The sequence below is a fragment of the Noviherbaspirillum aerium genome (genome assembly GCF_008929045.1).
GTDB classification, from domain to species: Bacteria; Pseudomonadota; Gammaproteobacteria; order Burkholderiales; family Burkholderiaceae_D; genus Noviherbaspirillum; species Noviherbaspirillum aerium.
Genome location: NZ_VFAH01000017.1, coordinates 93,040 through 116,545, shown reverse-complemented (window position 1 = coordinate 116,545; position 23,506 = coordinate 93,040). Strand labels below are relative to the sequence as shown.

Genomic DNA, 23,506 nt, shown 5'->3' with positions numbered 1-23,506 from the left:
TAACTGCGAATGGCAATTATGCGTGGGCCGGCATGCTTCCGCAATACAAGAAAGGCAAGCTTGGAACCGGTATCGCAGTCAGGGCCTGCGAACGTGAATGGGTCTGCCTTCCCCCAGCGGGCTGAAGCAGCCCGAAGTGTTAAAGTAGCGAAAGTTGCAAGATGCCGGGGAGCAGTTGAACCTGTTTCCCGTGACGCATGCCAAAGTGATAAGGGTGTGGCATTGCCATGCTGCAAGCATATCAACGCGGTGATGGTGCTCGCAAAACAAACACCCGAGGCCATTTCAATTTTCAGGCCTTTTCAATAAGAACCCGTCCTGTTATTTCGATCCGGAAGACATAGATGAGCAATCGTTTCCTTAATCTCTATTCGCACGGCTTTGCCCGTGTTGCAGTCGGCATTCCAGTCTGCAAGGTCGCCGTTCCCGCCTACAACGCCGAGCGCACGCTCGAGCTTGCCCGCAAGGCTGCCGAGGCCGGCACCGCCCTTATCGTGTTTCCCGAGCTGGGCCTGTCGGCCTATACCTGCGACGACCTTTTCCATCAGGATGCCTTGCTCGATGCCTGCAAGACGGCGCTGGCTTCGATTGTCGAGGCTTCACGCCAGCTTCCCCTGGCCATGGTGGTGGGCATGCCGTTGCGGGTTGATCATCTGCTATTCAACTGCGCGGTGGTGGTTGCCGACGGCCGCATCCTTGGCGTGGTGCCGAAGAGCTACCTGCCGAACTATGGCGAGTTTTACGAGGCGCGCCAGTTCAATGCCGCCGATTCCGCGACTTCCGACCAGGTTGAGCTGCTGGGGCGGGTGGTTCCCTTCAGCCCGACGACATTGTTCTCGGCGGCCAATCTTCCCTTGCTTCGCTTTCATGTCGAGATCTGCGAAGACCTGTGGGTACCGATTCCGCCATCCTCGTTCGCCACCCTGGCCGGCGCCACGGTGCTGATCAATCTGTCAGCGTCCAACATCGTCGTGGGCAAATCGGGCTACCGCCATCAGCTGGTGTCGCAGCAGTCGGCGCGCTGCCTTTCCGCCTATCTGTACACATCGGCAGGCAAGGGCGAGTCATCGACCGACATGGCCTGGGACGGCCAGGCGCTGATCTATGAAAACGGTTCGCTGCTGGCGGAGTCGGAGCGCTTTTCGGATGATCCGCATCTGATCTACGCCGATGTCGACCTGGAGCGCCTCTCGCGCGAACGCATGCGCGCCTCCACCTTCGGCGATTCGGTACGCCGGCATCGTGATGAAGTGAGCCGGTTCCGCACCGTGTCCTATGCGGTGAATCTGCCATTCGACCGGGTGCTGCCGCTGGCGCGCAATGTCGAGCGTTTTCCCTATGTGCCTTCGGATCAGAAGCGGCGCGACGAGCGCTGCTCCGAGGTCTACAACATCCAGGTGCAGGCACTGGTGCAGCGCCTGTCGGCATCCGGCATCAAAAAGGTGGTCATCGGCGTCTCGGGTGGGCTCGATTCCACGCATGCGCTGCTGGTATGCGCCAAGGCAATGGACAGGCTGGGCCTGCCGCGCACCAATATCATCGGAATCACGATGCCAGGCTTCGCCACCAGCGACCGTACGCTGAAACAGGCGCGCCAGCTGATGGAAGTCGTCGGCTGCTCGGCAAGCGAAGTGGATATCCGTCCCAGCTGCCTGCAGATGCTCAAGGATATCGGTCATCCCTATGCCGAAGGCCAGGAAAACTATGATGTGACGTTCGAGAATGTGCAGGCGGGCGAACGCACCAGCCATCTGTTCCGCATCGCCAACTTCCGCGGCGGCATCGTGATCGGCACCGGAGATCTGAGTGAACTCGCGCTGGGCTGGTGCACCTACGGCGTGGGCGACCAGATGTCGCATTACAACGTCAATGCCAGCGTGCCGAAAACCCTGATTTCCCATCTTGTACGCTGGGTGGCCGAAACCGGCCAGATCGGAGAATCCGGTTCCGACGTTCTTCAGGGCGTCCTCGACACCGAGATCAGCCCCGAACTCGTGCCAGGCAAATCGAAGAATCAACCGGAGCAGAAGACCGAAAGCGTGATCGGTCCTTACGAGCTGCAGGATTTCAACCTGTACTACACGCTGCGTTTCGGGTTCTCGCCCTCGAAAGTGGCTTTCCTGTCGCTGGCGGCATGGGGAGACCGGGACGCAGGGAACTGGCCGGAGGGGCCGCACGTTGCACGCAATGAATACGATCTCGCGGCCATCAAGCACAATCTTGGCATCTTCCTGTACCGCTTCTTCAAGCTGAGCCAGTTCAAGCGCACCTGCATGCCGAACGCGCCGAAGGTGGGTTCCGGCGGTTCGCTGTCGCCGCGCGGCGACTGGCGGGCGCCGAGCGATTCGGAGGCAACGGTCTGGATGGAAAATCTGAAGACGATTCCGGATCAGGCCGAGCAGTAGCGCGGTTGAAAAACCGGGCGCCGGCATGAAGCCGCCGATGCTGCCTGCCTTGCCGGGAATGGCAGCGGCAATGGCAGCATCGGCCATGGCCGCACGTCATGCCTGCACATTCATGAGCAGGTACACCGCCGCGCTGGCCAGCGTGCCGGAAAAGGCCAGCGAGACTGCAAGGGCGGTGGCCAGGGAAAGTTTCTCGTTGAACGCCAGCGAAGGTGGCGCCTCCTGGTACAGGTCGATATCGCAATAAGCTGTTTGCATGGTTGTTCTCCTCATAGGTAATTAGGGCGGATTGCAGTTGGAGAGGTAGATGAACGGTCGCCTCGGCGCTGATTTAAACCGATGCCTTCGTCCCGCTTTGTCCGGGAACCACCGCGCCCGGCAATGCGTAATGAGCAATGCCGTTGCCGAACGACCAGTTTTCCTTTTTCGTTTCCAGCAGGCTGATGAGAACGTCGGCGCGCGAGATCCCGGTGCGCTCGGCAATGCCATCCGACATGTGCCGGTACAGCGCCTGCTTCATCTCCAGGCTGCGGCCTTCGTTGCAAGTGATCTGGATGAAGACGGCGTCCGCGGCAATATGGCGGATGCCGAGGTATTCCGGCGCGCAGACGAAGTCTTCCGGGAGGTGCTCGCCGATGACATGAAAACGGTCATCGGCAGGCACGTTGAATGTATCGACCAGCGCCTGATGAATGGCATCGGAGATATGTTTTTTCACTGCGGCGGACTTGCCCTGGGCAAGCGAGATGCGAACGAGCGGCATGGTGGTGCTCCTTTCATGAATTGAGTAAAACAGCACTGCGGTAGATTGAATTCGTGTCGACACCCAAACTATAGGGGCGTAAAATACATTTGTAAAATTGGAATAACTGTTCAATTGCTTTTGTAAAACTCATATATGAGCCTTCCCTTGCTTGAGCTGGATGTACTGAGAACCTTCGCCGCCGGGGTGGATATCGGCAACTTCGCGCGGGCGGCGGAAAAAATAGGACGGTCGCAGTCGGCGGTCAGCCTGCAGATGAAAAAGCTGGAAGAGCAGCTCGATATCGCCATTTTCGAAAAGCAAGGCCGCTCGCTGGCACTGACTGGCGCGGGCAGGGCGCTGTACGACTATGCGAAGCGCATGCTGGAATTGAACGAGGAAGCCGTCGGTGCGGTGCGCGGCATTGCGGTGGACGGCGAAGTGCGCTTCGGCATGTCGGTCGATTTCGAGAATACCTGGCTGCCCGCGACGTTGGCCCGCTTCACCCGCTCCCATGGCAATGTAACGGTGGAAATCCGGATGGACCGCAACGCGGTACTGGCTGCACGCGTCGACCGGGGCGAAGTGGATATCGCCTTGCTGTTTGCGCACGACGCCGGATTGAACAGCGAACGCGTTGCCGACGTCGGGATGATCTGGATAGGCCGGCCGGATCTGGCATGGAAACCGGAACAGCCGCTGCCCCTGCTGTTGCTGGAGCAACCTTGCCTGTTCACCCAGGCCGCGCTGCAGGCGCTGGATGCGGCGCGGATCAAGTGGCGCGTCGCGGTGACGAGTCCCAGCCTGGGCGGTTTATGGGCCGCCGCCGAGGCAGGCATGGGCATCACGGTGAGATCGGCGGTGTCGATGCCGCGCGGGCTCGCCGATCTTGGAAGCACGCTCGCGTTGCCATCGCTGCCTGGCATCGGCCTGTGCATCAAGCAGTCGGAAAAAGCCGGCAGCCAGGCTGTCATGCGGCTGCGGCAGGCGTTGCTCGATGTGCTGCAAGAACAACTCTGATTCCGCGTCGGGGCCCTGCGGGCGTCAGCGCGCCGACCAGACTGCCTTGCGTACCCCGGCCGCGCCGAACAAGCCGTAAGCCGCCAGACCGAGCGCGACGCCAAGGAAATGTCCGCTCATCCCCATGCCGGCGACATTGGCAAGCAGCCAGCCGCCGCCGACCGCCAGCACAATCCGCGACAAGGCCGCCAGCACCGGCCATTTCATGCGGCCCGCGCCCATCGAAGCGAAATACAGCGCCATGCCCAGACCAAGCCCGCCGAAGGCCGGGCCGATGAAGCCGAGTGCGGCCGCGGCGATGGCGGCCACTTGCGCGTCCTGCGTGAAGAACGCGGTGAACCGGTCCGAGCCTAGCGCGACACCGATGCCGAGCAGTGCGGTCGCGGCGAAGGTGACCGCGCCGCCCAGCCATGCAAGGCGGCGCGCGGTAGGCCAGTCGTTGCCGCCGGCCGCCTTGCCGACCAGCGCCGTCAATGCCGAACCCACGCCGAACGCCAGCGGAATGATCAAGAATTCGAGGCGTGCGGAGATGCCGTAGGCGGCAACCGCCGCCGTGCCATATTCCCGCAGCTGGCGCGTGACCAGGATCGTGGTCAGATTGGCGATGGCGGCGAGTCCGCAGGCGGTGGCGCCTATCGAGAGAATCCGCCTGAACAGGTCTGCCTTCAGGCGCTGCCTGAATACCGGCATGAAGCCGGCGCCGCCGCGCAACACGACGATGGCCATGGACAGCGCGGCCGCAATGAAGACCAGTGAAAACGCGGCGCCGATGCCGCCCAGCCCCATGCCGGCGGGCTCGCACAATACCCATGCCAGCAGCGGAAAGGCAATCCAGGTCAGCGTCAGGGTGCGCGCGGCAAGGGCATGACGCCCGCCGCCGCGCAGCACCGAAGCGAAGGTATTGGCCAGCCAGGACGGCACCGCCCCCAGCCCGAACAGCAACAGCACATAGCCATGCGCCGCTTGCGCGGCTTCCGCTCCGGCCACCGATTCCAGGATGGTCGCGCCGAACAGGCACAGCCCGATGGTGAAGGCCAGGCCGGCCGCGAGGGCAATCGTCAATGCATGCATCACCAGCGAAGAAGCCTCATCGATCCTCGCTGCGCCGAGCGCTCTCGCAATGGCCGAGACCACGCCGCCGCCCATGGCGCCGGTGGACATCTGCTGCATCAGCAGCGCGAAGGGCAGCATCACCGCCCAGCCGGCCAGCGCCGCCGTACCCTGGCGGGCAGCAAGCCAGGTTTCCACCAGTTGAGCGGCGACCTGCAGCAGTGCCACGAGCGTGGTCGGCGCGGCCAGCGCAAAGACATTGCGCAGCAAGGCGGCATTGGCGAGCGGAGGTGCGTGAGGCGTGGCGGCGGGTGAATTCATTTCAAGTTTGCAGCCCCGGCAGTCTTGCGCCTGCCTTTCGCACCTGAAGTTTCAGTGTCAGTGTCAGGCGCTGCCGCCATGCAGGCAACCGCTTTCTGCAGGAAGCCCTTGCTCGATTCGATGACGGCACGCTGCGACTTCTGGTTCGGCATGGTCCTCGCCATCAGTATCGCGCCCACCATCTGGCACAGGAATGCCCATGCCAGGTCCTGGCTGCCCAGGCGCTGCTCCAGAATCTCGATGCCCCTTGCCAGTTCCTGCGCGCAGGCCGCCCTGACTTCTTCGCCGGCGCGGGCGATTTCCGCTCCGAGTGCCGGCAGCACGCAACCTGCCTCCGGATGCCGCACGTGGCTCATGCTGAGATAGCGGTCGAGCTCGAAGCCTATCCAGTCTTCGGCGGTCTGGTGCGGATTGCCTGCCCACATCTCGCGGCTGCTCTGAAGTTCGCTTTCGATCAGGGCTTTCAGCAAGTCGTTCTTCGAAGCGAAATGGCTGTAGAAGGCGCCGCTGGTCACGCCGGCGGCTTCGGTCAGCGCATCGACGCCGGAAGCGGCGAAGCCGCGGTCTTTCACCAATGCGCCGCTCGCCTTGAGCAACTCCTTGCGTTTTTCTTCCTTGTGTCCTGGAGGATATCTCATCGTATTGCGGTCAATGGTCTGGTTAAAACAGGCTTGACAATGCGACCGATCATAACATAACGTCCGTTATCACAACGATCGTTATCCAATCAGAAAACGGAGACCTGTCATGCATCAGGAAACGGCTCAGGAGAGGGCTGCGCGCGCGGCGCTGGTAGTGGGAGCAGGGGACGCCACCGGCGGCGCCATTGCGAAACGTTTCGCCAGGGAAGGCCTGGTCGTCTGCGCAACCCGGCGCAGCGCGGACAAGCTGCAGCCGCTGATCGACGAGATCCGGAGGGCCGGCGGGCAGGCGCATGGTTACGCTTCGGATGCCCGCAAGGAGGAAGACGTCGTCAAGCTGGTCGACGATATCGAGCGCGACATCGGTTCCATCGAGGTCATGGTGTTCAACATCGGCGCCAACGTCCCGTGCAGCATTCTAGATGAAACCGCCCGCAAGTATTTCAAGATCTGGGAAATGGCCTGCTTCAGCGGCTTCCTGGTTGGCCGCGAAGTGGCGCGTCGCATGGTGACGCGAGAGCGCGGCACGATCATCTTCACCGGCGCAACCGCAGCCTTGCGCGGTTCTGCCAATTTTGCGGCGTTTGCCGGCGCCAAGCATGCCTTGCGCGCGCTTGCCCAGAGCATGGCGCGCGAACTCGGTCCGAAAAACATCCATGTCGCCCATGTCGTGATCGATGGTGCCATCGATACCGAATTCATCCGCGAGAATTTTCCCGATCGCTACGCGCTGAAGGACAGCGGCGGCATTCTCGATCCTGCGCATATCGCGGACAATTACTGGCATCTGCATACCCAGCCGCGGGATGCCTGGACACATGAACTGGACCTGCGTCCCTGGTCGGAACGCTGGTAAGCATTTTCCCTGCGGCATTGCCTAGCCGCCGCATCCCCGAATCGCCGCATCAACGCATCAACGCATCAACGCATCAACGCATCAACGCATCAACGCATCAATGCATGCGCATATCCCGAATCTTCGAACCCGGAGGTCTTCATGAGCAGGAAAGTCGAGTTCTTCTTCGATGTGGGCAGTCCCTACAGTTACCTTGCCTATCACCAGTTGCCGAAAATAGCGCAGGCAACAGGCGCTGAAGTGACCTGGAAGCCGATGCTGCTCGGCGCGGTACTGAAGGCGACCGCCAACCAGAGCCCGATGGCGGTGCCGCTGAAGGGGCAGCATCTTCTGACCGATCTGCAGCGCTGGGCAGATCACTTCGGGGTGGTATTCGTGCAGAATCCGCATTTCCCGATCAACACCCTGCATCTGATGCGCGGCGCGATCGGCATGCAGATGGCCGGTGAGGCCGAATTCCGGCGCTATCTCGACGCCGTGTTCCATGCGATGTTCGGAGAGCCGCGCAATCTCAATGAGATTGGCGAGGTCATCGCGTTGTTAACTGAAAACGGCTTCGATCCGCAGCGTTTCCAGGCGATGATCAACGACCCGGCGGTGAAGGATGCCCTGAAGCGCAACACCGATGACGCTGTCGAACGCGGCGTGTTTGGCGCACCGACCTTTTTCGTCGGCAACGAGATGTACTGGGGACAGGACCGCCTGCATTTCGTCGAGGCGGCATTGCGCTGAATTTTCTTCTCTTACCCTCTTCGTTCCCCATGCCGGCCCGCCGAAGGCGGGCCACGCTCCGCACCCTGTTCCTCATTCCGTAAAACTTGATGTGAAACGCGATCTCCCTCGCGAATTCCGCATTTCAGCTTGAGAGAGTGGCCTCTGATCCTACTTTGGTTTCGCTCTGCAAAACTTCATTCCAAATTAATTGACACGACCGTTCGCTTTCGGTAGCTTTCGTACAACTAGAAAGCGGACAAAAAGTCCGTTCGGTGCCTTCGGTTTACTGGCTGCATGGCAATTCTTTTGGAGACGACAATTTGGAACTCATACTTCAACAGGTCCTTAACGGACTCACGCTTGGGGGTGTCTACAGTCTGGTGGCGCTAGGACTGACCCTCGTCTACGGCATTCTTCACGTTCCCAATTTTGCACACGGCGCCTTTTATATGGCGGGCGCCTACGCCGCTTTCATGCTGATGAGCAAATTCGGCGTCAACTATTGGCTCGCAATGGCTGGCGCCGCCGTGGTGGTTGCCCTGCTGGCCGTCATTGCCGAACGACTGGTGTTTCATCCGTTGCGAAATTCTCCCGGCCTGCACCACATGATCGCGGCCATCGGCATCCTGCTGTTTCTCGAATCGAGCGCGCAGGCGATCTGGGGCGCCGACTTCCATCGCATGCAGACGCCCTACAACGGCATCATGAATTTTGCCGGCCTGGTAATGCCGGTCCAGCGCCTGCTGATCATCGCCGCCGCCTTCGGCCTGATGGTGCTGCTGCACCTGTTCCTGAAGAAGACCACCACCGGAGCCACCATCATCGCCATGGCGCAAAACCGTGACGGCGCCGCGCTGGTGGGAATCGATCCCAACCGCGTCGCCATGCTCACGTTCGCGATTTCCGGCGTGCTCGCGGCGGTTGCAGCGACGCTGTACGCGCCGATCAACCTGGTGTATCCGGCGATGGGACACCTCGTCATTACCAAGGCCTTCGTGATCATCGTGCTCGGCGGCATGGGCAGCGTGCCCGGCGCCATCATCGGCGGCCTGATCATCGGCTTTGCCGAAGCCTTCGGCGCCTTCTACATCTCGACCGATTACAAGGACATCATCGCCTTCGTCCTGCTGGTTGCCATCCTCTCGGTTCGTCCGGAAGGCCTGTTCACGAAAGGAGTGCGGTAAGCATGAACTATCTCGAAGGCAAACTCGGCTGGACGCTGCTGCTCATCCTCGGCCTGCTCTTTCCGCTGGTCGCAAGCAATGACTACCTGCTGACGGTGATGTCGCTGGCCTACATTTATGCGATCGCCACCATCGGCCTCAACCTGATCACCGGCTATACCGGCCAGTTCAACCTGGCGCATGCCGGCTTCATGGCGATCGGCGCCTACACCGTCGGCATCCTGACCGTGGACCACAAGGTCTCTTTCTGGCTGGCTTTCGCCTTGTCGGGCTTCGTGTCGGCGGGCGTCGGCGTGGTGGTGGGCATCATTTCCCTGCGCTTGAAGGGTCACTTCTTTTCGATCTTCACGCTGTGCGTCGGCTACATCATGTATCTGCTGATCGAGAAATGGGAAAGCCTCACGCACGGCACCGTGGGCATCATCGGCATTCCCGCGCCGGAATCGATCTTCGGCATCGACTTCGAAACGCCGCGCGCCCAGTATTACATGGTGCTGTTCTTCCTGGTGCTGAGCGTGTGGATCATGCACCGCATCGTCACCTCGCTGCTCGGCCGCACCTTCATGGCGATCCGCAACAGCGACGACCTGGCGGAAGCGCTCGGCATCAACCTGATGCGCAACAAGGTGCTGGCCTTCGTGCTGTCCGTGTTCTATGCCGGATTCGCCGGCGGCCTGTACGCGGGTTCGGTGCGTTTCCTCGGCCCCGGCCTGGCGGGCGTGGAGCATACCTTCGACATGACGATGTTCATGCTGGTGGGCGGCATCGGCACGCTGTTCGGTCCGCTGCTCGGCTCCATCTCCATGCCCTGGCTGACCCAGTATCTGCAGTTCCTGCAGGATTACCGCTTCATCGTGTTCGGACCGATCCTGGTCGCGCTGGTGATCTTCCTGCCCAACGGCATCGTCGGCACCTATCTCGCCTGGAAGGCGCGCAATGCGTCCCGCAAGGCAAGCGCGGCCGCGCCGCTCAAGCGCCCGACCGTGATGGCAACCGCAAAACAGGAAGGATGAGCCATGCTGCAGATTGAACAACTCAACAAGCGTTTCGGCGGCCTGCATGCGGTGCGCGATGTGTCGACCACCATCGAGAAGGGTAAGATCAACGCCATCATCGGACCCAACGGCGCGGGTAAGACCACGTTTTTCAACCTCATCAGCGGCGCCATCAAGCCGACTTCCGGCCGCATCGTCTTCGATGGCCAGGACGTGACCGGCATGCGCGCCGACCAGGTGGCGCAGCTCGGCGTGTCGCGCACCTTCCAGGCAACCAGCCTGTTCGAGCGCGCGACCGTGCTCGACAACCTGATCGTCGGTCACCGGCTGCGCACGCGTTCCGGGCTGATGGATGTTCTGCTCGGCAGCAAGCGCTTGAAAGAGGAAGAGGCGAGGTGCCGCGAGAAAGCCCGCGAGGCACTGGATTTCGTCGGCCTGTCGCATGTGGCCCACCGCATTGCCGCCGATATCTCGCAGGAGGAGCGCAAGCGGGTCGCTTTCGCTCTGGCGCTGTCGACGGAACCCAAGCTGGTGCTGCTGGATGAACCTGCCGGCGGCGTCAATCCGGAGGAGACGGTCGGCCTGGCCGAGCTCATTCGCAAGATGGTCAGGAGCGGCCTGACGGTCTGCCTGATCGAACACAAGATGAACATGATCATGAACCTGGCCGACAAGATCATGGTGCTGAGCTACGGCGAAAAGATCGCCGAAGGCACGCCGGCCGAGATCCGTTCGAATCCGGTCGTCATCGAAGCTTATCTCGGGAGTGAACATGCTGCGGCTTGAAAACGTTTCGGTCAATTACGGCAGCTTCCGCGCGCTGGACAACGTGAATATCCATGCGAAGGAGGGGGAGCTGGTGGTGCTGCTCGGCGCCAACGGCGCCGGCAAGAGTTCCATCTTCCTGACCGTCAGCGGCCTGAACAAGGCAGCCAGCGGTAGCATCAAGTTCGGCAGCAAGGAACTGGTCGGCATGCAGCCGTCGCAGATCGTGCATGACGGCGTGGTGCATTGTCCCGAGGGTCGCAAGCTGTTTCCGGGCATGTCGGTGCTGAAGAACCTCATTCTGGGCGCCTACGTGCACCGCAAGGACAAGGCCGGCGTGCAAAAGACGCTCGATGAAGTGTTTGAACTCTTCCCCATCCTGCATGAAAAGCGCGAGTCCAATGCCGGTTCGCTGTCCGGCGGCCAGCAGCAGATGGTGGCCATCGGCCGTGCGCTGATGGGCCGGCCCAAGGCGCTGCTGCTGGACGAGCCGTCGCTCGGCCTGGCGCCGCTGGTGGTGAAGCAGGTGTTCGATGTGATCCAGAAAATCAACCGCAGCGGCACCACGGTGCTGCTCGCGGAACAGAACGCTTTCGCCGCATTGAAGATCGCCAGCCGCGCGTATGTGATCGAAAACGGCCACATCGTGATGGAAGGCTCGCAGGAAGAGCTGTTGAACAACGAGCAGGTGCGCAAGGCGTATATCGGCGCCTAGTGGTACGAGTTGGAAATTTGTTGAAGGCAAATCTGACCGGAATCCAACCGGCAGGACTATCCACAAGGAGACAGGAATGTACATGCAGTCTGGAATCAAGCTTACCCGCATTGCAGCGGCCACCGCAGCCGCAGTCACCATGAGCCTGACCATGGCCGGCGCCGCGACGGCGCAGGAAGTGGTCAAGATCGGCTACTCCGGTCCGCTGAGCGGCGGCGCCGCGCTGTACGGCAAGAACGTGCTCTCCGGCATGGAGATGGCGGTCAATGAAATCAATGCGAAAGGCCTGGAAGTCGGCGGCAAGAAATACAAGCTGGAAATCGTCTCGCTCGACGACCAGTACAACCCGAGCCAGACGGGCATCAACGTGCAGCGCCTGATCCAGCAGCACAAGACGCCGGCGGTGCTGGTGCCTCACTCGGGCGGCATCTTCGCGGTGCAGGCTTTCAACGAGAAATCCAACGTGCTGCTGCTGGCCTATACCAGCCTGCCGCAGGTCACCGCGCGCGGCAACAAGCTGACCGTGCGCATTCCGCCGGAATTCACCGGCTATGTCGATCCCTTCGTCAAGCATGCGATGAGCAAGTACGGCAAGAATGCCGCCATCGCCAATGCCGACCATGATTATGCGAAGGCATGGACCGCTGCCTTCAAGCCGGCATGGGAAGCGGCCGGCGGCAAGATCGTGGCCGAGAATCCGATGTCCTACAACAAGGCCACCGACTTCTACAGCGGCGTGTCGCGCGTGATGCAGGCCAAGCCGGATGTGCTGTTCATCGGCGGCGCATCCGAGCCGACGGCGCTGGTGGCCAAGCAGGCGCGCGAACTGGGATTCAAGGGCGGCTTCATCGTGATCGACCAGGCAAAGATGGATGAAATGGCCAAGGTCATCGGCGGCTACCAACCGCTGGAAGGCGCGATCGGCGTGCTGCCGCTGGTCGAGGATACGCGTCCTGATGCGAAGTCTTTCGTCGAGCGCTACCGCAAGTCGCATGACAACCGCGACCCGAGCTCGGAAGTCTCGCTCAACTACACCGCCGTGCATGCAACCGCGATCGCCATGAAACTGGCCAATTCGGTTTCCGATCCGGCAGCGATCCGCGCGCAGATGGACAAGGCGGTCAAGCAGCTGCCCAACGAGTCCAATCCCAACGACCTGGACGGCGTCAATGAAGCGGGCGGCATGCTGGCCAATACCTATGTCGGCACGGTGGAGGGCGGCAAGGTGAAGTCGCTGAACCTGCGCAGCCTGGCCGCATCGAAGTAAACGGGCCGGGAAACGCATAGCAGGCATTACGACAGGCCGGCGATCATGCCGGCTTGTTTTCATCCAATTCAGGCAGGGAACAGGGTATGGAGCAACGAGCGAAGGCGGTGATCTGCCGCGAAATCAATCAGCCGGTGGTGGTCGAGGAAGTCATCGTCGAGGCCCCGCGCCGCGGTGAAGTGATGATCAAGCTGGCAGCCTGCGGCGTCTGCCACAGCGATCTGTCGGCGACCAACGGCACGATTCCTTTTCCGCCGCCGGTGATCCTCGGACATGAAGGCGCCGGCCGCATTGTTGCCGTTGGCGAAGGCGTCACCGATTTCAAGGTGGGCGACCATGTGGTGAGTTCGTTCGTCAGCATGTGCGGCAAGTGCCGCTATTGCCAGACCGGGCGCCCGCAATTGTGCGACCAGGCCGGCAAGGCCATGTTTACCCTGCCCGACGGCACGGTGCGTACGCGCGACCTGTCGGGCAATGCGCTCAATGTATTTTCCGGATGCGGCGTGATGGCGGAATACGCCACGCTGCATACCGATAACGTGGTGAAGATCGACCAGCAGGTGCCGCTCGACAAGGCGGCGCTGATCGGCTGCGGCGTGATGACGGGCGTAGGCGCGGCGGTGAATACGGCGAAGGTGGAACCGGGTTCGGTGACGGTCGTGTTCGGTTGCGGCGGCGTCGGGCTCAATGCGATTCAGGGTTGCGCCATCGCCGGCGCCCGGATGATCGTCGCGGTCGATACCTCGGATGCCAAGCTGGAGATGGCGAAACAGTTCGGCGCCACCCATGTGGTCAACAGCAAGACCGAAGACAATGTGGTCAAGACCATCCTGAAGCTGACCGGCGGCGCCGATTATGCGTTCGAGTGCGTCGGCCTCGGCGATATCGCCGCGCAGGCTTACGGCGTGCTCGGCAAGGGCGGCACGGCGGTGGTGGTCGGCGTGGCCAACCAGAAGGACACGACCACCGTCAAGACCGCGTCGCTCACCTTCGGCGAAAAGACGCTGACCGGCAGCTACTTCGGCTCGGCGCGCCCGACCGAGGATTTCCCGCGGCTCATCGGCCTGTACCGGGCGCAGCGCCTGAAACTCGACGAGCTGATCAGCCGCACCTATACCGTCGACGAAGCACCGCAGGCATTCGCCGACCTCAGCGCCGGCCGCAATGCGCGCGGCGTGATCCTGTTCGAATAAACCGGGCCTTGCACGGAGAGACAGCATGCAGAACCGAGACAAGCTTTACATCAACGGCCAGTGGGTGACTCCCTCGGGCCGCAACACCATCGACGTGATCAACTCCTCCACCGAGGAAGTGATGGCGACCATCCCCGACGGCGACGAAAACGATGCCGCTGCCGCCGTGGCGGCCGCGCGCGCCGCATTCGACGCCTGGAGCGCCACGCCGCCGGCGGCCCGCGCGGATTACCTGCGCAAGATTCACGAGGGCCTGAAGGCGCGCAGCCAGGAACTGGCGGAAGTCATCGCCGGCGAAGTCGGCATGCCGGTCAAGCTGTCGGCCGCGATCCAGGTCGGATCGCCGGTCGCCAATTTCGGCTACTACGCCAAGCTCGCCAATGAATTCGAATGGGAAGAAGTGGCGGGCAACTCGCGGGTGGTGCGCGAGCCGGTCGGCGTGGTGGTCTGCATCACGCCATGGAATTATCCCTTGCACCAGATTGCCGCCAAGGTGGCCGCGGCCATGGCGGCCGGCTGCACCATCGTGCTCAAGCCGTCCGAAGTGGCGCCGCTCAACGCCTTCGTCCTGGCCGAGGTGATCGATGCCGCGGGCGTGCCGGCCGGCGTGTTCAATCTCGTCAGCGGCACCGGCCCGGTGCTGGGCGAGGCGCTGGTGCGCCATCCGGACGTGGACATGGTGTCGTTCACCGGATCGACCCGCGCCGGAAAACGCATTTCGGAAGTGGCCGCCGCCACGGTCAAGCGGGTGGCGCTGGAACTCGGCGGCAAGTCCGCGTCCGTGATCCTCGACGATGCCGACCTCGCGGCCGCGGTGAAGGGCACGGTCAACGCCTGCTTCCTCAACAGCGGCCAGACCTGCTCCGCGCATACCCGCATGCTGGTGCCGGAGTCGCGCTATGAAGAGGCGGCGAAGATCGCGGCCGAGGTGGCTTCCAAGTTCACCGTGGGCGATCCCTTCGGCGGCACCGCCAAACTCGGCCCGCTCGTGTCCGAAGCGCAGCGCGAGCGGGTGCGCAGCTACATTCGCAAGGGCATGGAAGAGGGCGCCGAACTCCTGTGCGGCGGGCCGGATGCACCGGCCGACCTGCCGAAAGGCTATTACGTCCAGCCCACCGTGTTCGGCCGCGTCAAGCCGGACAGCACCATCGCGCAGGAAGAAATCTTCGGGCCGGTCCTGTCCATCATCACCTACAAGGACGAGGATGAGGCGGTGCGCATCGCCAACGGCACGCTCTACGGGCTTGCCGGCGGCGTATGGGCCGGCTCGGATGAGCGGGCGCAACAGGTGGCGCGGCGGCTGCGCACCGGGCAGGTGGATATCAATGGCGGCACCTTCAACCTGTTCGCGCCCTTCGGCGGCTACAAGCAGTCGGGGCGCGGCCGCGAAATGGGCAAGTATGGAATGGAGGAATTCCTGGAATACAAATCGCTGCAGTTCAAGCCGGGGGCTCCCGTACTGAGCGAGAAGGCGCCTTACTGAATACCGATCGGCATGCGCTGCAGGCCTTGGCGCCTGCGCATTGCCGGTTTTCGAAGCAGCGGTTCGCCGGTCGGCAAAACATGACAACACGACGGCAAGGAGCAGTTCAACATAGCAAGATCAGCAAGATCAGCAACACCCACACAACAAGGCAGGAGACATCATGCTTAGCAAACTGGCAGCAAGCTTCACCCTCGCATTCGCAGCCGTGGCCGCTGCGCCCGCATTTGCGCAATCCCCGGCGCAGAACTTCCCCAACAAGCCGATGCGCATCATCGTCACCTTCACGCCCGGCGGCGCTCCCGACATCCTCGGCCGCCTGCTGGCCGACCGCATGCAGGCCGCGTGGGGCCAGCCGGTGATCGTGGAAAACAAGCCCGGCGCCGGCGGCAACATCGGCGCCGACGTGGCGGCCAAAGCCGCGCCGGACGGCTATACGCTGCTGGTCGGCACCGTGGGCACGCATGCGATCAACGGCGCGCTGTATGAAAAAATGCCGTACGACATGGTCAAGGATTTCAGCCCGATCAGCCTGCTCGCCACCACGCCCAACATGCTGGTCGTGCACAACAGCGTGCCGGCCAAGAACCTGCAGGAGTTCATCGCGCTCGGCAAGAAGGAGGGCAAGATGACCTTCGCGTCCTCCGGCTCCGGCACTTCCATCCATGTATCCGGCGAATTGTTCAAGACCCAGACCGGCATCGACATGCAGCACATCCCGTACAAGGGCCGCGCCAGTGCGATTCCCGACCTGCTCGGCGGTCGCGTGACGATGATGTTCGATAACATGCCGTCCAGCCTGCCGCTGGTCAGGGAAGGCAAGCTGCGCGCGCTCGGCGTCACCAGCGCCAAGCGCTCCCCGGCGGCGCCGGATATTCCCACCATTGCCGAACAGGGATTGCCGGGTTTCGAAGCGGTCTCTTGGTTTGCCTTGTTCACATCGCCCGGCGTGCCCAAGCCGATCGTCGACAAGCTGCAGGCGGAAGTGCAGAAGATACTGAAGTCGCCGGAGGCATCCAAGAAGCTGCTCGATATCGGCCTGGAACCGGTCGGGTCGAGCGCCGAGGAACTGGTGACTTACCAGCGCGCCGAGATCGCCAAATGGAGCAAGGTGGTCAAGGACTCGGGCGCCAAGGCGGAATAATCCGAGTTTGGGGCGTTCCGAAAGGCTGATATGCGCCGCATGTTGATTGCTTGATTGAAGTCTGCCGGGGCATCCTGTAAAGTTTCCCGGCATGCAAGCAACGATAGCGGCGCATCTCCGGCTTTCCGGTTCGAGTCCGTCCGCTGTCTCCAAGGTTACCCAAATGAATTCCCGCGACAACGATATTGAAGACCTGGCTTCCGCCGAGGAGCCCAAGACGGGCGAAGACCGTTATTTCATCACCGCGCTTTCGCGCGGGCTGGACGTGCTGTCCTGTTTCCGTTCCGGCGACGTCTCGCTGAGCAATCAGCAGATATCCGAGCGCTGCGGCCTGCCCAAATCGACGGTGACCCGCATTGTCTACACCCTGTCCAAGCGCGGCTACCTGATCCAGGTCGAGCCGGGCGGCCGTTATGCGCTGGGCACAGCCACGCTGGCGCTGGGCAGTTCGATGCTGGCGCGCATGGACATCCGCCAGATAGCGCGGCCGCTGATGCAGGAACTGGCCGACTATGCCGGCGCGACGCTGGCGTTGGGCGTGCGCGACCGCCTGTCGATCATCTATACCGAAGTGGTGCGCAGCACCGCAACGCTGGCGCTGACCCTGCAGGTCGGTTCGCGCCTGCCGCTGGCGTCGTCGGCCATCGGCCGCGCCTATCTCGCCAATGCCTCGCTGCAGGAACGCAATGCCATCGTCAAGCTGGCGACCGAGCTCGACGACTCCGCCGGCGAAGCCATGCGCGAAGGCATAGCGCGCGGCCTGCAGGATTACCAGGAATACGGCTGCGCTACTTCGTTCTGCGACTGGCAGAAGGATGTGAACGGCATCGCGGTGGCATTCCGTTCCAGCGGTACCATCCCGGCGATGGTGATGAATTGCGGCGGTCCTTCGTCGAGCCTGTCCAGGGAATTCCTGATCGATGAAGTCAGGCCGCGGCTGCTGGAACTGGTACGCCGGCTCGAATCCTCAAACTTTGGCTGACATCGCAAACACGCCGCTCGCACGCAGGATGCGGCGTTCTCCCACTTGCAGGAAGCAGGCGGCGAATGCCAGCCGGCTGCCGCTGCGATGAATCTCCACGTGCGCCTCGACCCAGTCGCCCGGGCGCGCGGCTTCCATGAAGTCGGTCGTGAGATTGACGGTGGCGATGCGCTTGTCCGCATGGGCGCGCAGGATGGCGATGCCGAGCACGCTGTCGGCGAGGGTCGCCAGCATGCCGCCGTGGGCCACGCCATTGCCGTTGAGATGTCCTGAACTGATCCGCACCCCGAATATCGCCTCGCGTTCCCCGATTCTCTTCTCATAGACCGGACCCAGCGCGCCGAAATAAGGCCCGCCCCGATTCAGTTTCTCGAAACCTTCCGGCACGGGAAGGGACTCTGCCGATACTTGCTCTGCCATGATTTTTCTATCGAGGGTGGATGCACGCATTGTAAATGCCATTCCTCGCCATGGCTATCCAAACAGTTCTGCAGAGTAAAACTTATCAGCGAAAATCAAAATGGATTTGATGCCGCGCAGGCGCGCTTGGAGGCATTTCCACTCTATCGCTCGCTTTACACTGGGTAAGTCACCTGCTAACATCGACGGGACTTAAGTGGAACATTGTTTTGCTATGCAAAACAGCGAATGTAATCATAAGCGTGCCGGCGACCCGGTCGGCATGAAAAACAAATGAACAGGACAGGAGCCGCAAGCATGGAGACCACGCAGTATGAGATCAAGGGAGACATCGCCGTCATCAGTCTCAACAATCCGCCCGTCAATGGTCTCGGGCTGAGTCTGCGGCGGGGCATCATCGCGGGTGTCGAGCGTGCGCAGGAAGACGCCGCGGTGCGCGCCATTGTCCTGATCGGCACCGACAGGGCATTTTCCGGCGGCGCCGACATCAAGGAATTCGGCACGCCCAAAGCGAGCCAGGAACCCAACCTGCTGACCGTGATCCGCATTGTCGAAGCATCGGCCAAGCCGGTCATCGCCGCCATCGGCGGCGCCTGCATGGGCGGCGGGCTGGAGCTGGCGCTGGGCTGTCATTTCCGCATCGGCCGGCCGGATGCGCAGATTGCGCTGCCCGAGGTCAAGCTCGGCATCCTGCCCGGCGCCGGCGGCACGCAGCGCCTGCCGCGCCTGGTCGGCCTGGATACCGCGCTCAACATGATCGTGTCCGGCAATCCCGTGCCCGCGGCGAAGCTGGAAGACACTGCCTTGTTCGACGAAATGGTGGACGGCGACCTGCGCGAAGCGGCGCTGGCGTTTGCGCGCAAGGTGGTGGATGAGAACCGGCCGCTCAAGCGCGTGCGCGATCTCCGCATCAGCGAGCCGCTCGGTGAAGCCTATCTGGCATTCGCCCGCAATACCGTGGCCGCCAGTACGAAACATTTTCCGGCCCCGCTGAAATGCGTGGAAGCGGTGACCGCCGCCTTTACCAAGCCTTTCGACGAAGGCATGAAGATCGAGCGGGAAGCCTTTCTCTGGTTGATGAACACCCCCGAGTCGCGGGCATTGCGCCATGCCTTCATCGGCGAGCGCGCCGCGGCGAAAATTCCCGATGTGCCGGCCGATACGCCCACCCGCAAGATCGAACGCGTCGCCGTGATCGGCGCCGGCACCATGGGCGGCGGCATCGCGATGAACTTCCTCAATGCCGGCATCCCTGTGGTGCTGCTGGAGATGAAGCAGGAAGCGCTCGACCGCGGCATCGCGACCATACGCAAGAATTATGAAAACTCGGTCAAGAAAGGCAAGCTGAGCAGCGAGAGCCTGGAACAGCGCATGGGGCTGCTGACATCGACGTTGTCATACGAGGATATCGGCTCCGCCGACCTGGTGATCGAGGCGGTGTTCGAGGACATGGGCGTCAAGGAGCAGGTGTTCGGCAAGCTCGACGAAGTCATGAAGCCTGGCGCCATCCTTGCCAGCAATACCTCGACGCTGGACATGAACCGGATCGCCGGTTTCACCAAGCGCCCGCAGGATGTGGTCGGCCTGCATTTCTTCAGCCCTGCCAATGTGATGCGCCTGCTGGAAATCGTGCGCGCCGAGCACACCGGCAAGGACGTGCTGGCCACCGTGATGCAGCTGGCCAAGACCATCAGAAAGGTCGGCGTCGTGTCGGGGGTCTGCGACGGCTTCATCGGCAATCGCATGCTCAAGTATTACCGCAACCAGGCCAATGCGCTGCTCGATGAAGGCGCGTCGCCGCAGCAGATCGACCGCGCGCTGGAAAAATGGGGCATGGCCATGGGGCCGTTCCGCATGGGCGATCTCGCCGGTCTCGATATCGGATGGGCGGTGCGCAAGCGCCAGTATGCGGAGAATCCCGACATGAAGCGCTCGGTGATCGCCGACCGCCTGTGCGAACTCGGCCGCTTCGGCCAGAAGACCGGCAAGGGCTGGTATCGCTACGAAGCCGGCAAGCGCGATGCGCTGCCGGATGCGGAAGTCGATGACATCATCAAGGCGGCCCGCGCCGAAGCGGGCGTCGCGCCGCGCAAGATCAGCGACGAGGAAATCGTCGAACGCTGCATGTTCGCGCTGGTCAACGAAGGCGCGCGCATCCTCGAGGAAGGCATTGCGGCGCGCGCCTCCGATATCGACATGGTGTATCTCACCGGCTACGGCTTCCCGGCGCACCGCGGCGGACCGATGCTGTATGCGGAAACCGTGGGCCTGCCGAATGTGGTCGAGAAGATGCGGCGGTTCGCGGCGATGCCCAACGGCGACAAGGCATTCTGGACGCCGGCGTCCTCGCTGGTGTGCATGGCCAACAGCGGCGAATCGTTCAGCTGACAAGGCTGCATGATCCGCTGCCGCGCATGCAGGCCGTTCAAACCATTCAGAAAACTTAAAGGAATCCAACGTGAATGATGCAGTCATCGTCTCCACCGCCCGCACCGGACTTGCCAAGTCGTGGAAGGGCGCCTTCAACATGACCTATGGCGCCACCCTCGGCGCCCATGCGGTACGTGCCGCGGTAGAGCGCGCCGGCATCGATCCGGCGGAGGTGGAAGATGTGCTGATGGGCGGCTCCCTGTCCGAAGGCACCACCGGCGGCAACGTGGCCCGCGCCATCGCATTGCGCGCCGGCTTGCCGGTGACGGCTGCCGGCGCGACCATCAACCGCTTCTGTTCTTCCGGCCTGCAGGCCATCGCCATGGCGGCCCAGCGCGTCATGGTCGACCGCGTGCCGGTGATGGTGGCCGGCGGCGTGGAATCGATTTCCTGCGTGCAGAACGAGACCAATCGCCACATGCGCCAGGATCCATGGCTGATCGAGCACAAGCCGGAAATCTACTGGAGCATGCTGCAGACGGCCGAGCAGGTGGCCAAGCGCTACAACATCTCCAAGGAAGCCCAGGACGAGTATGGCGTGCGCAGCCAGCTGCGCGCGGCGGCAGCCCAGGCTGCCGGCAAGTTCGACGACGAGATCGTGCCGATGACCACCGTCATGGGCGTGGCCGACAAGGAAACGGGCCGCATCACCACCCGCGAAGTCACCATTTCCGCCGACGAAGGCATTCGTGCCGATACCACGCTTGAAGGCGTATCGAAGATCCGCTCGGCGCTGCCGGGCGGCGTCATCACCGCCGGCAATGCCAGCCAGTTTTCCGACGGTTCGTCGGCCTGCGTGGTGATGAGCGCCAAGCTGGCCGAGCGCCGCGGCATCCAGCCGCTCGGCATCTTCCGCGGCTTCACGGTTGCCGGCTGCGAGCCGGACGAGATGGGCATCGGCCCGGTATATGCGATTCCGCGCCTGCTGGAACGCAACGGCCTCAAGATGGAAGACATCGGCCTGTGGGAACTGAATGAAGCCTTTGCCTGCCAGGTGCTGTATTGCCGCGACAAGCTGGGCATTCCGGATGAACTGCTCAACGTCAATGGCGGCGCAATCGCGGTCGGCCATCCGTATGGCGTCACCGGCTCGCGCCTGACCGGCCATGCGCTGATCGAAGGCAAGCGCCGCGGCGCGAAGTATGTGGTGGTCACCATGTGCGTCGGCGGCGGGCAGGGCGCGGCGGGCCTGTTCGAGGTCTGCTGAACAAACAACGATAGAAGGAGACAAGCGATGGGCGTCAAACAATTATTCCAGCTCGACGGCAAGATCGCGCTGATCACCGGCGGCTCGCGCGGGCTGGGCCTGCAGATGGCCGAGGCGCTCGGCGAGATGGGCTGCAGGCTCGCCATCAGTGCGCGCAAGGCCGATGAGCTGGCCGAAGCGAAACAGCATCTCGAAGGCATGGGTTATGAAGTGCTCACCGTGACGAACGATCTGTCCAAGAGCGAGCAGATTCCCGCGCTGGTGGACGAGGTGGTGCAGCGTTTCGGCACCATCGACATCCTCGTCAATAATGCCGGCGCCACCTGGAGCGCACCGGCGGAAGAGTATCCCGATGAAGCCTGGCACAAGGTGCTGGGGCTGAATGTCGATTCGCTGTTCTTCCTGGCCAGGGAAGTCGCGCGGCGCTGCATGATTCCGCAGAAGTCGGGCAAGATCATCAATATCGCCTCGGTGGCAGGCCTGCGCGGCAGCGCCACCAACGTCACGACGATCGCCTACCACACCTCCAAGGGCGCAGCGGTCAATTTCACGCGCGCGCTGGCATCCGAATGGGGCAAGTACAACATCAACGTGAACGCCATCTGCCCCGGCTTCTTTCCGTCCAAGATGTCTGCCGGCCTGCTGGAAAAGGTGGGCGATGCGATCATTGCCCGCGCGCCGCTGCATCGCATCGGCGGCGACGAGGATCTGAAGGGTGTCGTGGTGTTCCTGGCATCCGAGGCATCGCGCCACATCACCGGCCAGGCGATCGCGGTCGACGGCGGTGTCAGCGCGGTTTGAATCCGCACGCTGCCGAACCGAACCCGAAAATCCAACCCTGAGCCGCTCCCAACTCCGACCAGACTGACATCATGACTCTCGATCCCCAAGACCGCTTCGTCGGCACCCGCCCGGTGGCGCCGCAGCATGCGTTCGATATCGACCGGCTGGCTGCTTTCATGCGGCAGCACGTCGACGACTTCCGCGGTGAACTGCAGGTGGAGCAATTCAAGGGCGGGCAATCCAATCCTACCTTTCTGCTGACCGCGGGCGGGCACCAGTATGTGATGCGGCGCAAGCCGCCCGGCACGCTGCTGCCGTCGGCCCATGCGGTCGACCGCGAGTACCGGGTCATCAGCGCGCTGGCCAATACCGATGTGCCGGTCGCCAAAGCCCATGCGCTGTGCGAGGACGATTCCGTCATCGGCAGCGCGTTTTACATCATGGACTACGTGCAGGGCCGCATCCTCTGGAATTCGGCATTGCCCGGCTTTGAAGCCGGCGAGCGGCGCGCGCTGTTCAACGAAATGAATCGCGTCATTGCCGCGCTGCACAGCGTGGATTACGAAGCGGTCGGCCTCGCCAGCTACGGCAAGCCCGGCAGCTATATCGAGCGGCAGGTGGCGCGCTGGACCAAGCAGTATCGCGCTTCCGAGACCGAGCGCATCGAGGCGGTGGAAAACCTGATCGAGTGGCTGCCCCGGCATATTCCTTCCGGCGATGAGACACGCATCGTGCACGGCGATTTCCGCATCGACAACGTGATCTTTCATCCGACCGAGCCGCGCATTCTCGCCGTGCTGGACTGGGAGCTGTCGACGCTCGGCCACCCGCTGGCTGATTTCGCCTATCACTGCATGACCTGGCGCATGCCGCAAGGGCGTGCGCGCGGACTGGGCGGCGTGCCGCTGACGGAACTGGGGATTCCGACCGAAGAAGAGTACGTGCGGATGTATTGCGAGCGCACCGGCCGTGCGGACCTGCCGACGAGCGACTGGGAGTACTACATGGTGTTCAACATGTTCCGGCTGGTCGGCATTCTGCAAGGCATCGTCAAGCGCGCGCAACTCGGCAATGCGGCCAGCGCCGATGCCGTGGAAACCGGCAAGCGCACCCGTCCGCTTGCGGAGCAGGCCTGGGCGCTGGTGGAGCAGATAGAACGGCGCAACTGACAGCGGCCGCAGGTCGGCGG

The 23,506-nt window shown here is 62.5% G+C and carries 22 protein-coding genes; 17 read left to right on the top strand and 5 right to left on the bottom strand.

The window, feature by feature from the left end; genetic code table 11:
• Window positions 1-344 precede the first annotated feature (344 nt).
• On the top strand, window positions 345-2,405 hold the full coding sequence (locus FH061_RS21250) for an NAD(+) synthase (protein ID WP_151637831.1): 2,061 nt from the start codon (window positions 345-347) through the stop codon (window positions 2,403-2,405).
• Between the two features lie 96 nt (window positions 2,406-2,501).
• On the opposite strand, the gene FH061_RS30625 is transcribed toward FH061_RS21250, so the two are convergent.
• Together FH061_RS30625 and FH061_RS21245 are read right to left on the bottom strand one after the other, a co-directional pair.
• Complete coding sequence (locus FH061_RS30625) at window positions 2,502-2,663, bottom strand: hypothetical protein (RefSeq protein WP_192805180.1); 162 nt, start codon at window positions 2,661-2,663, stop codon at window positions 2,502-2,504.
• 73 nt (window positions 2,664-2,736) lie between these two features.
• Window positions 2,737-3,168 carry a tautomerase family protein gene (locus tag FH061_RS21245; RefSeq protein ID WP_151637830.1) on the bottom strand — a complete coding sequence of 144 codons (432 nt, stop codon included), beginning with the start codon at window positions 3,166-3,168 and terminating at the stop codon, window positions 2,737-2,739.
• 135 nt (window positions 3,169-3,303) lie between these two features.
• Between FH061_RS21245 and FH061_RS21240 the strand changes: the two genes are divergently transcribed.
• Window positions 3,304-4,167, top strand: coding sequence for a LysR family transcriptional regulator (locus FH061_RS21240; protein WP_151637829.1), 864 nt, complete (start codon window positions 3,304-3,306; stop codon window positions 4,165-4,167).
• Window positions 4,168-4,191: 24 nt separating this feature from the next.
• Here FH061_RS21240 and FH061_RS21235 read toward each other — a convergent pair whose 3' ends face one another.
• Window positions 4,192-5,538 (bottom strand): MATE family efflux transporter, encoded by a 1,347-nt coding sequence (locus tag FH061_RS21235; RefSeq protein WP_151637828.1) that lies wholly within the window; start codon window positions 5,536-5,538, stop codon window positions 4,192-4,194.
• Window positions 5,535-6,176 (bottom strand): TetR/AcrR family transcriptional regulator, encoded by a 642-nt coding sequence (locus FH061_RS21230; protein ID WP_151637827.1) that lies wholly within the window; start codon window positions 6,174-6,176, stop codon window positions 5,535-5,537. The genes FH061_RS21235 and FH061_RS21230 overlap by 4 nt, the downstream gene beginning before the upstream one ends.
• 109 nt (window positions 6,177-6,285) lie before the next feature.
• On the opposite strand from FH061_RS21230, the gene FH061_RS21225 reads away from it, so the two are divergent.
• The 11 genes from FH061_RS21225 (at window position 6,286) to FH061_RS21175 (ending at window position 17,477) form a co-directional block, all read left to right on the top strand.
• Window positions 6,286-7,035: an SDR family oxidoreductase gene (locus FH061_RS21225; protein WP_151637826.1), complete on the top strand. Its 750-nt coding sequence runs from the start codon at window positions 6,286-6,288 to the stop codon at window positions 7,033-7,035.
• A 141-nt stretch (window positions 7,036-7,176) separates the two neighbouring features.
• Window positions 7,177-7,767 carry a 2-hydroxychromene-2-carboxylate isomerase gene (locus FH061_RS21220; RefSeq protein WP_151637825.1) on the top strand — a complete coding sequence of 197 codons (591 nt, stop codon included), beginning with the start codon at window positions 7,177-7,179 and terminating at the stop codon, window positions 7,765-7,767.
• 302 nt (window positions 7,768-8,069) lie between these two features.
• Complete coding sequence (locus FH061_RS21215; protein WP_151637824.1) at window positions 8,070-8,933, top strand: branched-chain amino acid ABC transporter permease; 864 nt, start codon at window positions 8,070-8,072, stop codon at window positions 8,931-8,933.
• Window positions 8,934-8,935: 2 nt separating this feature from the next.
• Entirely contained in the window at window positions 8,936-9,946 is a 1,011-nt protein-coding gene (locus FH061_RS21210; protein ID WP_151637823.1) for a branched-chain amino acid ABC transporter permease, read from the top strand.
• Window positions 9,947-9,949: 3 nt separating this feature from the next.
• Entirely contained in the window at window positions 9,950-10,714 is a 765-nt protein-coding gene (locus FH061_RS21205; RefSeq protein WP_151637822.1) for an ABC transporter ATP-binding protein, read from the top strand.
• Window positions 10,701-11,408 (top strand): ABC transporter ATP-binding protein, encoded by a 708-nt coding sequence (locus tag FH061_RS21200; RefSeq protein WP_151637821.1) that lies wholly within the window; start codon window positions 10,701-10,703, stop codon window positions 11,406-11,408. The genes FH061_RS21205 and FH061_RS21200 overlap by 14 nt, the downstream gene beginning before the upstream one ends.
• Before the next feature lie 82 nt (window positions 11,409-11,490).
• Window positions 11,491-12,675 (top strand): ABC transporter substrate-binding protein, encoded by a 1,185-nt coding sequence (locus FH061_RS21195; RefSeq protein WP_151637851.1) that lies wholly within the window; start codon window positions 11,491-11,493, stop codon window positions 12,673-12,675.
• A gap of 86 nt (window positions 12,676-12,761) precedes the next feature.
• The gene (locus FH061_RS21190; RefSeq protein WP_151637820.1) at window positions 12,762-13,868 is read left to right on the top strand and encodes a zinc-binding dehydrogenase; all 1,107 of its coding nucleotides are present in this window, start codon (window positions 12,762-12,764) and stop codon (window positions 13,866-13,868) included.
• Window positions 13,869-13,893: 25 nt separating this feature from the next.
• Window positions 13,894-15,351: an aldehyde dehydrogenase family protein gene (locus tag FH061_RS21185; RefSeq protein WP_151637819.1), complete on the top strand. Its 1,458-nt coding sequence runs from the start codon at window positions 13,894-13,896 to the stop codon at window positions 15,349-15,351.
• 163 nt (window positions 15,352-15,514) lie between these two features.
• On the top strand, window positions 15,515-16,495 hold the full coding sequence (locus tag FH061_RS21180; RefSeq protein ID WP_151637818.1) for a Bug family tripartite tricarboxylate transporter substrate binding protein: 981 nt from the start codon (window positions 15,515-15,517) through the stop codon (window positions 16,493-16,495).
• 163 nt (window positions 16,496-16,658) lie between these two features.
• Window positions 16,659-17,477 carry an IclR family transcriptional regulator gene (locus tag FH061_RS21175; RefSeq protein ID WP_151637817.1) on the top strand — a complete coding sequence of 273 codons (819 nt, stop codon included), beginning with the start codon at window positions 16,659-16,661 and terminating at the stop codon, window positions 17,475-17,477.
• Here FH061_RS21175 and FH061_RS21170 read toward each other — a convergent pair.
• Window positions 17,463-17,897 carry a PaaI family thioesterase gene (locus tag FH061_RS21170; RefSeq protein WP_192805179.1) on the bottom strand — a complete coding sequence of 145 codons (435 nt, stop codon included), beginning with the start codon at window positions 17,895-17,897 and terminating at the stop codon, window positions 17,463-17,465. The two genes, FH061_RS21175 and FH061_RS21170, sit on opposite strands and share 15 nt — an antisense overlap.
• 273 nt (window positions 17,898-18,170) lie before the next feature.
• Here FH061_RS21170 and FH061_RS21165 point away from each other — a divergent pair, with 273 nt between their 5' ends.
• From FH061_RS21165 to FH061_RS21150, 4 genes are all read left to right on the top strand, one after another.
• Complete coding sequence (locus FH061_RS21165; RefSeq protein ID WP_225984784.1) at window positions 18,171-20,285, top strand: 3-hydroxyacyl-CoA dehydrogenase NAD-binding domain-containing protein; 2,115 nt, start codon at window positions 18,171-18,173, stop codon at window positions 20,283-20,285.
• Window positions 20,286-20,355: 70 nt separating this feature from the next.
• Window positions 20,356-21,534, top strand: coding sequence for an acetyl-CoA C-acyltransferase (locus FH061_RS21160; RefSeq protein WP_151637815.1), 1,179 nt, complete (start codon window positions 20,356-20,358; stop codon window positions 21,532-21,534).
• 27 nt (window positions 21,535-21,561) lie between these two features.
• Window positions 21,562-22,335 (top strand): SDR family oxidoreductase, encoded by a 774-nt coding sequence (locus tag FH061_RS21155; protein WP_151637814.1) that lies wholly within the window; start codon window positions 21,562-21,564, stop codon window positions 22,333-22,335.
• Between the two features lie 71 nt (window positions 22,336-22,406).
• Entirely contained in the window at window positions 22,407-23,486 is a 1,080-nt protein-coding gene (locus FH061_RS21150; RefSeq protein ID WP_151637813.1) for a phosphotransferase, read from the top strand.
• The last annotated feature ends 20 nt before the right edge of the window (window positions 23,487-23,506 follow it).

What these genes read in the sequence shown, in the direction of transcription:
- FH061_RS21230 (WP_151637827.1), bottom strand. Translation starts at nt 6,176, where the DNA reads ATGAGATATCCTCCAGGACACAAGGAAGAAAAACGCAAGGAGTTGCTC.
- FH061_RS21250 (WP_151637831.1), top strand. Translation starts at nt 345, where the DNA reads ATGAGCAATCGTTTCCTTAATCTCTATTCGCACGGCTTTGCCCGTGTT.
- FH061_RS21155 (WP_151637814.1), top strand. Translation starts at nt 21,562, where the DNA reads ATGGGCGTCAAACAATTATTCCAGCTCGACGGCAAGATCGCGCTGATC.
- FH061_RS21175 (WP_151637817.1), top strand. Translation starts at nt 16,659, where the DNA reads ATGAATTCCCGCGACAACGATATTGAAGACCTGGCTTCCGCCGAGGAG.
- FH061_RS21180 (WP_151637818.1), top strand. Translation starts at nt 15,515, where the DNA reads ATGCTTAGCAAACTGGCAGCAAGCTTCACCCTCGCATTCGCAGCCGTG.
- FH061_RS21195 (WP_151637851.1), top strand. Translation starts at nt 11,491, where the DNA reads ATGCAGTCTGGAATCAAGCTTACCCGCATTGCAGCGGCCACCGCAGCC.
- FH061_RS21235 (WP_151637828.1), bottom strand. Translation starts at nt 5,538, where the DNA reads ATGAATTCACCCGCCGCCACGCCTCACGCACCTCCGCTCGCCAATGCC.
- FH061_RS21240 (WP_151637829.1), top strand. Translation starts at nt 3,304, where the DNA reads ATGAGCCTTCCCTTGCTTGAGCTGGATGTACTGAGAACCTTCGCCGCC.
- FH061_RS21200 (WP_151637821.1), top strand. Translation starts at nt 10,701, where the DNA reads ATGCTGCGGCTTGAAAACGTTTCGGTCAATTACGGCAGCTTCCGCGCG.
- FH061_RS21225 (WP_151637826.1), top strand. Translation starts at nt 6,286, where the DNA reads ATGCATCAGGAAACGGCTCAGGAGAGGGCTGCGCGCGCGGCGCTGGTA.
- FH061_RS21245 (WP_151637830.1), bottom strand. Translation starts at nt 3,168, where the DNA reads ATGCCGCTCGTTCGCATCTCGCTTGCCCAGGGCAAGTCCGCCGCAGTG.
- FH061_RS21150 (WP_151637813.1), top strand. Translation starts at nt 22,407, where the DNA reads ATGACTCTCGATCCCCAAGACCGCTTCGTCGGCACCCGCCCGGTGGCG.
- FH061_RS21205 (WP_151637822.1), top strand. Translation starts at nt 9,950, where the DNA reads ATGCTGCAGATTGAACAACTCAACAAGCGTTTCGGCGGCCTGCATGCG.
- FH061_RS21170 (WP_192805179.1), bottom strand. Translation starts at nt 17,897, where the DNA reads ATGGCAGAGCAAGTATCGGCAGAGTCCCTTCCCGTGCCGGAAGGTTTC.
- FH061_RS21185 (WP_151637819.1), top strand. Translation starts at nt 13,894, where the DNA reads ATGCAGAACCGAGACAAGCTTTACATCAACGGCCAGTGGGTGACTCCC.
- FH061_RS30625 (WP_192805180.1), bottom strand. Translation starts at nt 2,663, where the DNA reads ATGCAAACAGCTTATTGCGATATCGACCTGTACCAGGAGGCGCCACCT.
- FH061_RS21165 (WP_225984784.1), top strand. Translation starts at nt 18,171, where the DNA reads ATGAACAGGACAGGAGCCGCAAGCATGGAGACCACGCAGTATGAGATC.
- FH061_RS21220 (WP_151637825.1), top strand. Translation starts at nt 7,177, where the DNA reads ATGAGCAGGAAAGTCGAGTTCTTCTTCGATGTGGGCAGTCCCTACAGT.
- FH061_RS21210 (WP_151637823.1), top strand. Translation starts at nt 8,936, where the DNA reads ATGAACTATCTCGAAGGCAAACTCGGCTGGACGCTGCTGCTCATCCTC.
- FH061_RS21190 (WP_151637820.1), top strand. Translation starts at nt 12,762, where the DNA reads ATGGAGCAACGAGCGAAGGCGGTGATCTGCCGCGAAATCAATCAGCCG.